Origin of the sequence: Beduini sp. (assembly GCF_047239305.1) — a bacterium.
Classification (GTDB): Bacteria; Bacillota_I; Bacilli_A; order Erysipelotrichales; family Coprobacillaceae; genus Beduini.
In genome coordinates, this window is the sequence record NZ_JBKTEM010000028.1 from 1 (window position 1) to 8,297 (window position 8,297).

The following is an 8,297-nucleotide window of genomic DNA, read 5'->3' on the forward strand; positions in this document are numbered from 1 at the left end:
GGGATATTGGAGGGTTAGATCATGGAAAAGTTAGAAAATAAAATATTGGATATTTCGGCTAAATTAGGAAATGAAGTACATTTATCTGCTATTAGGAATACATTTATTTCAATGTTGCCAATCATGATTTTTGGAGGTTTGTTTGCCGTGATTGGTTCAGCTCCAGCTACAGAAGATGCAACAGGGTTCATGAGGGTATGGGCAGATTTTGTTGCCTCAAATAGTAAGATATTTTCTTGGATCTCAGTATTAGGGCTGGGCTTTACGACACTTTATATCGTGATAGGGATCACGTATAACCTATGTAAATCATATAAGATCGAGCCATTGATCCCTCTTTTTATCAGTTGTTTTGGCATCTTTATCTTGAATGTAAATCCGGAAGAATTGGTTTATGGGATGTCTTTGGCGGATCTGACATATCTGGATGGGAAAGGAATCATCATTGGTCTTTTTGTAGGTATCGTCACCGTAGATATATATCGTGTATTAAAAGAGAAAAACTTTGGGAAAATCAAATTGCCGGAAAGTGTTCCACCTTCTTTGAGTGAGACGTTTTCATCGCTAACGATCGCTGTTTTGATAATGTTACTGTATTTAGGAATATTTGCGATATTCAACGCAATGGGAACGACATTGGCAGCTTGGATCGGAGGATTGATTTCACCACAGGTAGAAGCGACGGATAGCTTGGTATTTATCCTGATAATGACGTTTATCATCAATGGGGCATGGTTCTTTGGTATTCATAACGCTACGTTCTGGGGATTGATGGGACCGATCATGTTCATGAATCTTTCAACCAATGCAGCACAACATGCATCAGGATTGGCAGCCACTTCAATATTGACGGAATCCTTTTGGGTATATTTTGTATGTATTGGGGGAACAGGAGCATGTCTTTCCATTGCACTACTATGTTGTTTCTCCAAGTCAAAGACAATAAAAACGGTAGGGCGAATCAGTGTATTGCCGGCATTTTTTGGGATAAGTGAACCAGTGACCTTTGGTTTGCCTATGATGTTGAATCCGATCTTCTTTGTACCATGTGCGATGGTACCAACGATAAATGCATTGATCTCCTATATATGTATGAGCACGAATTTGATCGATAAGACATTTGCGATGTTATCGTTTAATATGCCAAGTGTGTTTGGGTCATTTTTATCGACAGGAGATATGAAAGCTTTGGTATTGGTAGTAGTTCTATTGATCATTGACATGATCTTGTATTATCCATTCTTGAAGATGTATGAAAAACAACAATTGAAACTGGAAAATAGTGATGAGGAATAGGAATGGTTGATTTAAGTTGCAATGACAGAAAGAGATTATCCGAGGCAAGTTTAGGGAAAATTGTTAATGATAAAGTCTTTCGAAATATAAAAATTTTGAACGTTTTTACAAAACAATGGATTTTAGCACATGTGTATGTATATAAAAAATGGATATCTCATGTTGAATATGACGTCAATAAGGAAATATTAGACTGCAAACAAATAATAAATGGCGATAATTTATATCTATCGCCTGCTTTTGTTGATTCACATACTCACATAGAAAGTAGTTTGTTAACACCTTTAAATTATGCAAAATTAGTTGTTCCACACGGAACGTTAACGGTTTTGGAAGATGCTCATGAAATAGCAAATGTATGCGGAGAAGAAGGCTTGAAATATATGTTAGAAAGTAACGGGAATATACCAATGCGTCAACTTTTGACAATACCTTCTTGTGTACCTTCTGTTCCAAATTTAGAAAATAGTGGTGCAATATTTGATTATTCACTTTATAGAACATATTTAGAAAAGGACTATGTAGTTGGACTTGGTGAAGTTATGGATTATGAAGGAGTATTATGCTCTGATGAAAGAATAACTAAAATTTTGGATGAAGCAAAGAATAAAAAAGTATATATTCAAGGTCATGCTCCACTCTTGCAAGGAAATAGATTATCTGCTTATCTATGTAATGGCATCAAAAGTGACCATGAAGCTAGAGGCGTTCAAGAAGTAATCGAAAAGTATCGACAAGGTATGTGGATAGATATAAGAGATGCAAATACTAATCATAATATGCCTAAGATTATTGAAGCTTTATCTGAAATTGGCAATTATGATAGAGTTGCTTTTAGTAGCGATGATCGTAGATGTGATGTGATTTCAAGAAAAGGGCATATTGATGGAATTATACGTCATGCTCATTCTTGTGGAATGCCTTTAATTGAGGCATATATTAGTGCTACATATAGGCCTTGTTTAGAAGCGAATATAGGAAATTTAGGAGCAATTGCACCAGGATATATTGCTGATTTTAATGTTTTAGATGATATAGAAAATGTTCATGTCAAAGATGTGTACTTTGAAGGAAAATGTGTTGTAAAAAATGGCGACATGATTTCACATTATGAAGATACTAGAGAGGCATTGAATCAAACTGTTAATATACCAGATTTGGACGAGACGAATTTTTTGGTTTATTCTAAAGGTAGTAAGGTTACAATGAATGTTATAAAGTTTGAAAGCTTTTCTTCTTCAATAACAAATTTGATTCAACAAACTTTTCCAATCAAGAATGGAAAAGTTGAGTTGTCTCCAAAGGGGAAGTATATGTTTGTATCTGTTATTAATAGATATAATAAGGGAACTCATACTTTAGGAGTAGTTGAAAACTTTGGAATAAATCATGGTGCAATAGCGAGCACAGTAGGTCATGATGCACATAACGTAACTGTCGTATATGACAATCCACAAAATGCAATTGTAGCTTTACGTCAACTTAAAAAGCAAAAAGGAGGCTTTTGTGCAGTAGAAAGTGGTTGTGTTATAGCTTCTATGCCTTTATCAATCGCAGGATTAATGTCTAATAAAAATGTTGCCGATGTTGTTAATGAAATTAACAATATGAATGAGGCAAATGTAAAGCTGGGTAATATATATATTGAGAACCCTTTATCGCGTATTACAATATTGTCTTTATTAGTTTGTCCATATGTAAAAATATCAGATGAAGGAATCGTTTTGACTGAAGAAAAAAAGACTATTCCTTTAATAAGTGAGGTAATTTAAATGAGAGTAGTTTTAAAAAATGTAGAAAGTCCACAAATTGAGTACATTTCTCCCCAAATTTTAAGCGATGAAACAATGGAAATAAGGAAAGAGAAAGTAATTAAGACATTTGTTCAAGAAGGGTACGACTGCATTATCATATATGCGGATGTTGAGCACTCTGCAAATTTTGAATATTTAACAGGATTTATTCCAAGATTTGAAGAAGCTTGTCTTGTTCTTCACAAAAATGGAGATTGTTATCTATTATTAGGAAATGAAGTTCTTGGAATGTCAAAACATAGCCGAATAAAAAATACGCCATTACATGTGCCACAGTTCTCTTTGCCTGATCAACCATTAGAAGGAAAAAAAGAAATGGTCGATTATTTTAAAGAAGCAAAAATAACAAATAAAAAGGTAGGTCTTATTGGTTGGAAAGCTTTGTATAAAATCAATAAAGATATGTTTGATGTTCCTCACTATATAGTTGAAGCAATCAAAACAATTGCATTATCTGTATCGAATGCTACAAATATTATGATTGGTGAAGTAGGCGTAAGACGAATAAACACAGTGGATGAAATTAGACATTATGAGTATGGACAAGTTTTAGCGGCTTCAAATATGTTGAAGGCTTTAGATTCTTTACAAATAGGCAAAACAGAAATTGAGATGGCATCAATTCTTGAGTCCGAAGGTCAGCGCAATAATGTTGTAACGATATTTTCAACTGGAGAACGTTTTGCAAAAGCAAATCTGTATCCTTCAATGAAAAAAATGATATTGGGGGATGCAATATCGATGACAGTAGGCTATAAAGGAGGCTTATCTAGCAGAACAGGTTATTTAGTTTCTGATAAAAATCAGTTATCAGAAACAGAAAGTGATTATATTGAAAAAGTAGCTGCTCCGTATTTTAATGCGGTAAGAACTTGGTTAGAGAATATTCATGTTGGAATGTCAGGGAAAGAATTATATTCTATAATTGATCGGTGTTTACCAAAAAAAATATATCGATGGAGTTTAAATCCAGGTCATTTGGCTGCCGATGAGGAATGGTTATGCTCACCAATATATAAAGATAGCAATGAATCATTAGAAAGCGGCATGATATTACAGATAGATATTATCCCTAGTGTTGAGGGATATAGTAAGCCATGTTGTGAGAATGGTATATTATTAGCGAATGAACAACTAAGAGAAAGAATAAAAAATCAAGATTACGAAATGTGGAGAAGATTTGAAACTAGAAGGCAATATATAAAGGAGCAACTAGGAATTGAACTTCATGAAGATGTTTGCCCTTTATCAAATATGGTTGCATATTATCGCCCATTCCTACTAGATAAAGGGAAAGCGTTATCTATTATTGATTGATTGTTATAAAATACATAGTAATTTATTTATATCTGGAAAGGACTTGAATAATATGAAAGTTATTTTAAATGATAGACAATTTAAAATTATTGAAGTGTTAAAGAGACAAGAGTCATGTTTAACTTCTTCTGAAATTGCAAAAAAACTTTCAATAAGTTCAAAAACAGTTCAAAACGAAATATTAGATATAAATAAAAAGTATAAAAAAAGAGTAATAGAATCTAAAAAAGGGAAAGGATATTGGCTCAAAGACAAGTCTATTCTTTATAATGATGAACAGAAAAGAATAATGAATGATAATAGAAAAATTTCTATTGTCAAAGAATTGATCATGCAAAATGAAGTTGATTATTATGAATTGGCAGACAAATTATCTATAAGTACTTCTTTACTTAACAAACATATCAAAGAATTGAATAAAGAAATCTCCGATAGATTTAATGTATTTATAATGAGAAAAATGAATAAGCTATATTTTAAAGGGGAGAACGTAAATAAGCAGAAAGTAGTTGTCTATTATTTGTTAGAAGAAAGTGAAACTTCTAATTTTGACCTAGCAATTTTAGAGTCTTATTTTTCTTCATTAGATGTTCAGTTTATCAGAAATACAATTTATAAATATGTTAGTGAAAACAAAATATTTGTTACTGATTTTGAGTTGATGTCTATTTTGTTGCATGTACTTACAGCTCAATTGAATCAAAAATTTCAAGAGTATGATTTAGAGGATGGATTTTCGAAGTATCTTTATTCTGAAACAGGTATGCTTTTGAATAAAGAAGTTGCATCAAGGATTGATCAATCATTTAAATTAAGTCTAGGCAATCATCTTGCAAGCGATTGTCTAGATTATAAAAATTTTCTGATTAGTGTATTTGATGAAATAAAGAAAGACTATTCAATAGATTTTAGTAACAATAATGAATTAATTAATGGTTTAGCTTTACATTTAAAATATGCAGTTCAAAGATGCAAAATGAACATGCAGCTAAAAAATCCTCTGTTGAAAGAATTTCAAAAAAAATATGTTTTAGTTTATGATATCGCAACCTATATATCTGCGAAGTTTTTAGATAAAACTTCTCTACATTTGAATGAAAATGAAGTTAGTTATATTGCAATGCATTTATTAGGAGCACTTCAAAAACTGAATACAGAAAAATTAAAGGTAGTATTAGTTAGTCCATATGGAAAAGCAGTTGAAAAAATTATAGTTGACAAGCTTTCAAATATTACAAATGTTAAGTATTGTGGTAACTATTCTTTTCTTGATACCAAAGGGATTACTAGAGATAAACCAGATTTAATATTAACTTTAGTAAATTTAGATTTGTATCAACCATATGAGGTATATAAGATTGAAGATTATTTAAATCCAAATGAATATAAATTGATTGAAAAATTAGTAAAGCAGATTCGAATTAATACGGCATATCGTAATTTAACTATAATGCAATGTTTTGATGAAAATTTGTTTTTGCGTATAGATTCAGTAAATTCAAAAAATGACCTAATAAATATAATGTGTGAAAATTTATATAAAAATGGTTTTGTAAGAGAAGATTTTATAGAGCAAGTGTATAAAAGAGAAAGTATAGCACCAACATGTTTTTCTGATTTAATTGCAATTCCGCATAGTATAAAAAAATCTGCATTAAAAAGTGGTGTCTGTGTAGCTATTCTGAAACAACCTGTAACTTGGAACGAATATAATGTTCGATTGGTGTTTTTATTCGCTTTAGATAAAACATTTGATCAAATACCGAAGCTCTATGAATTAATATTAGATACTATTGATAATCAAGACAAATACAATCAATTAATTGAATCTGCTAACTATTCAACTTTTATTTCGATTTTAATGAAAGGCAGGAATTAATGTTATGAGTACACATATCGGAGCTCAAAAAGATGAAATAGCTAATATTGTATTAATGCCCGGAGATCCATTGCGTGCGAAAATGATAGCTGAAACATATTTAAGTGATGTAAAAATAATCAATACAGTTAGAAATATGTTGGGATATACAGGGGTTTATAAAACCATTAGAGTGACTGTGATGGGAAGTGGAATGGGTATTCCAAGTATGGGGATCTATTCTTATGAACTATTTGATAAATATGATGTAGATTATATAATCAGAATAGGGACAGCAGGTTCATATACGAAAGAATTGGATATATTTGATACTGTTTTGGTCACTGAATGTTTCAGTGATTCAAACTATTCCTATGTTCAATCACTAAAACAAGGTCATATTGAAAAACCTTCTATACAGTTGAATGATATTATTTTAGCTACCGCTAAAAAAATGAAAAAAGATATCTTGCCTGCAAAAGTATATTGTACTGATGTTTATAAAAGGGAACAAAATGCACAGCAGATACTATTGAATGAGATAATAGAAAAGCAAGGATGCAAATGTGTTGAAATGGAATCATATTCTTTATTTCATAATGCAAATGTACTTAACAAGCAAGCGGCATGTATATTAACAATTTCTGATAGCATGGTTTCTAAAAAGAAAACTACTAGTAAAGAAAGAGAAACAGTATTTTTAAACATGATCGAGATAGCTTTAGAAAGTATAAGGTCTTTGTAAATGAAGGATAATCTAAAATTCAAGAAAATTATACTTATTGTTATTGATTCTTTTGGCATCGGACAAGCAAAGGATGCTGCTCTTTACAATGATGAAGGAGCTGATACTTTTGGTCATATTTTCGAACAGTTTCCGAATATCAAATTACCAACTTTATATGATTTGGGACTGGGTGAATTACATCCATCTGTAAATTATAAACAAAAGATGGGATATTCGTTAAAACTAAATGAAAGCAGTTATTCTAAAGACACGCTGACAGGGCATTGGGAAATGATGGGGATAAAAACAACGGTCTCATTAAAAACTTTTACAGATACAGGATTCCCTGTTGATTTGATCAGAGAATTAGAGTCATTAACGAATCATGTTTTTATTGGTAACAAAAATGCTAGTGGGACATCAATTATACAAGAACTTGGAGAAGAGGAAATAAGATCCAAAGGTAAGAAATTGATAATTTATACTTCAGAAGATTCTGTCATGCAAATATGTGGACACGAGTTAGTTACTGGGCTAGATGAGTTATATCGTTGTTGTAAAATTGCTAGACAGTTAACAATGAGAGAAGAATATAAAGTCGGTAGAGTAATTGCCAGACCTTATATTGGAAACGATAAAAACACATTCGAAAGAACGGCTAACCGTCGCGATTTTACTATCAAACCTCCACAAGAAACAGTTCTCGATATATTGAAACTGAATGGATATGATGTTTGGAGCATTGGAAAAATAAATGATATTTTTTGTGGCAATGGTATTAGTAGAGAAACACATTCAAAGACAAGTTTTGAAGGCATGTTGCAAACCATTGAACAGGCCAAAGAAGACTTTACAGGTTTATTATTTGTAAATTTAGTAGATTTTGATTCAAAATGGGGACATAGAAGAGATGTACGTGGTTATGCTAATGAATTAGAAAAATTTGATTCTTTATTACAAGTATTATTAAATACTATATCTAATGATACATTAGTAATTGTAACTGCAGATCACGGAAATGATCCAACATTCAAAGGCTATAATCATACAAGAGAATGTGTGCCTTGCCTTATGTTTTCTAAAACTATGAAAGAATATGGGGTTTTAGAAGAAGCAGATAGTTTTAGTGTGATTGGAATGACAATCTTGGATAATTTTAATTTAAAGAAAAAGAGTTATATGGAGGGAGAATCTCTCTTGGATAAAATGATATTTTTTTAATAATTAATACGTTTTGTGTTATAAGAAACATCACTTTATTATCGAAAACATTCTATAAAAAATA

6 protein-coding genes are annotated in these 8,297 nt (G+C 31.3%); all 6 read left to right on the top strand.

Translation table 11 applies throughout. The annotated features are described in order from the left end of the window. Positions 1–21: 21 nt before the first annotated feature. Genes ACLRVU_RS15565 through ACLRVU_RS15590 form a run of 6 tightly spaced genes read left to right on the top strand, consistent with a single transcriptional unit; the run spans position 22 to position 8,233 of the window. The gene (locus tag ACLRVU_RS15565; RefSeq protein ID WP_161129516.1) at positions 22–1,296 is read left to right on the top strand and encodes a PTS sugar transporter subunit IIC; all 1,275 of its coding nucleotides are present in this window, start codon (positions 22–24) and stop codon (positions 1,294–1,296) included. A gap of 2 nt (positions 1,297–1,298) precedes the next feature. Further along, complete coding sequence (locus tag ACLRVU_RS15570; RefSeq protein WP_240140446.1) at positions 1,299–3,068, top strand: adenine deaminase C-terminal domain-containing protein; 1,770 nt, start codon at positions 1,299–1,301, stop codon at positions 3,066–3,068. Continuing rightward, the gene (locus tag ACLRVU_RS15575; RefSeq protein WP_240140447.1) at positions 3,069–4,427 is read left to right on the top strand and encodes a M24 family metallopeptidase; all 1,359 of its coding nucleotides are present in this window, start codon (positions 3,069–3,071) and stop codon (positions 4,425–4,427) included. Between the two features lie 52 nt (positions 4,428–4,479). Then, the gene (locus ACLRVU_RS15580) at positions 4,480–6,306 is read left to right on the top strand and encodes a BglG family transcription antiterminator (protein WP_161129517.1); all 1,827 of its coding nucleotides are present in this window, start codon (positions 4,480–4,482) and stop codon (positions 6,304–6,306) included. A gap of 4 nt (positions 6,307–6,310) precedes the next feature. Then, a complete protein-coding gene (gene deoD, locus ACLRVU_RS15585) occupies positions 6,311–7,030 on the top strand; it encodes a purine-nucleoside phosphorylase (RefSeq protein ID WP_161129518.1) in 720 nt (239 codons plus the stop codon). Next, complete coding sequence (locus tag ACLRVU_RS15590) at positions 7,031–8,233, top strand: phosphopentomutase (RefSeq protein WP_087159220.1); 1,203 nt, start codon at positions 7,031–7,033, stop codon at positions 8,231–8,233. Positions 8,234–8,297 lie beyond the last annotated feature (64 nt).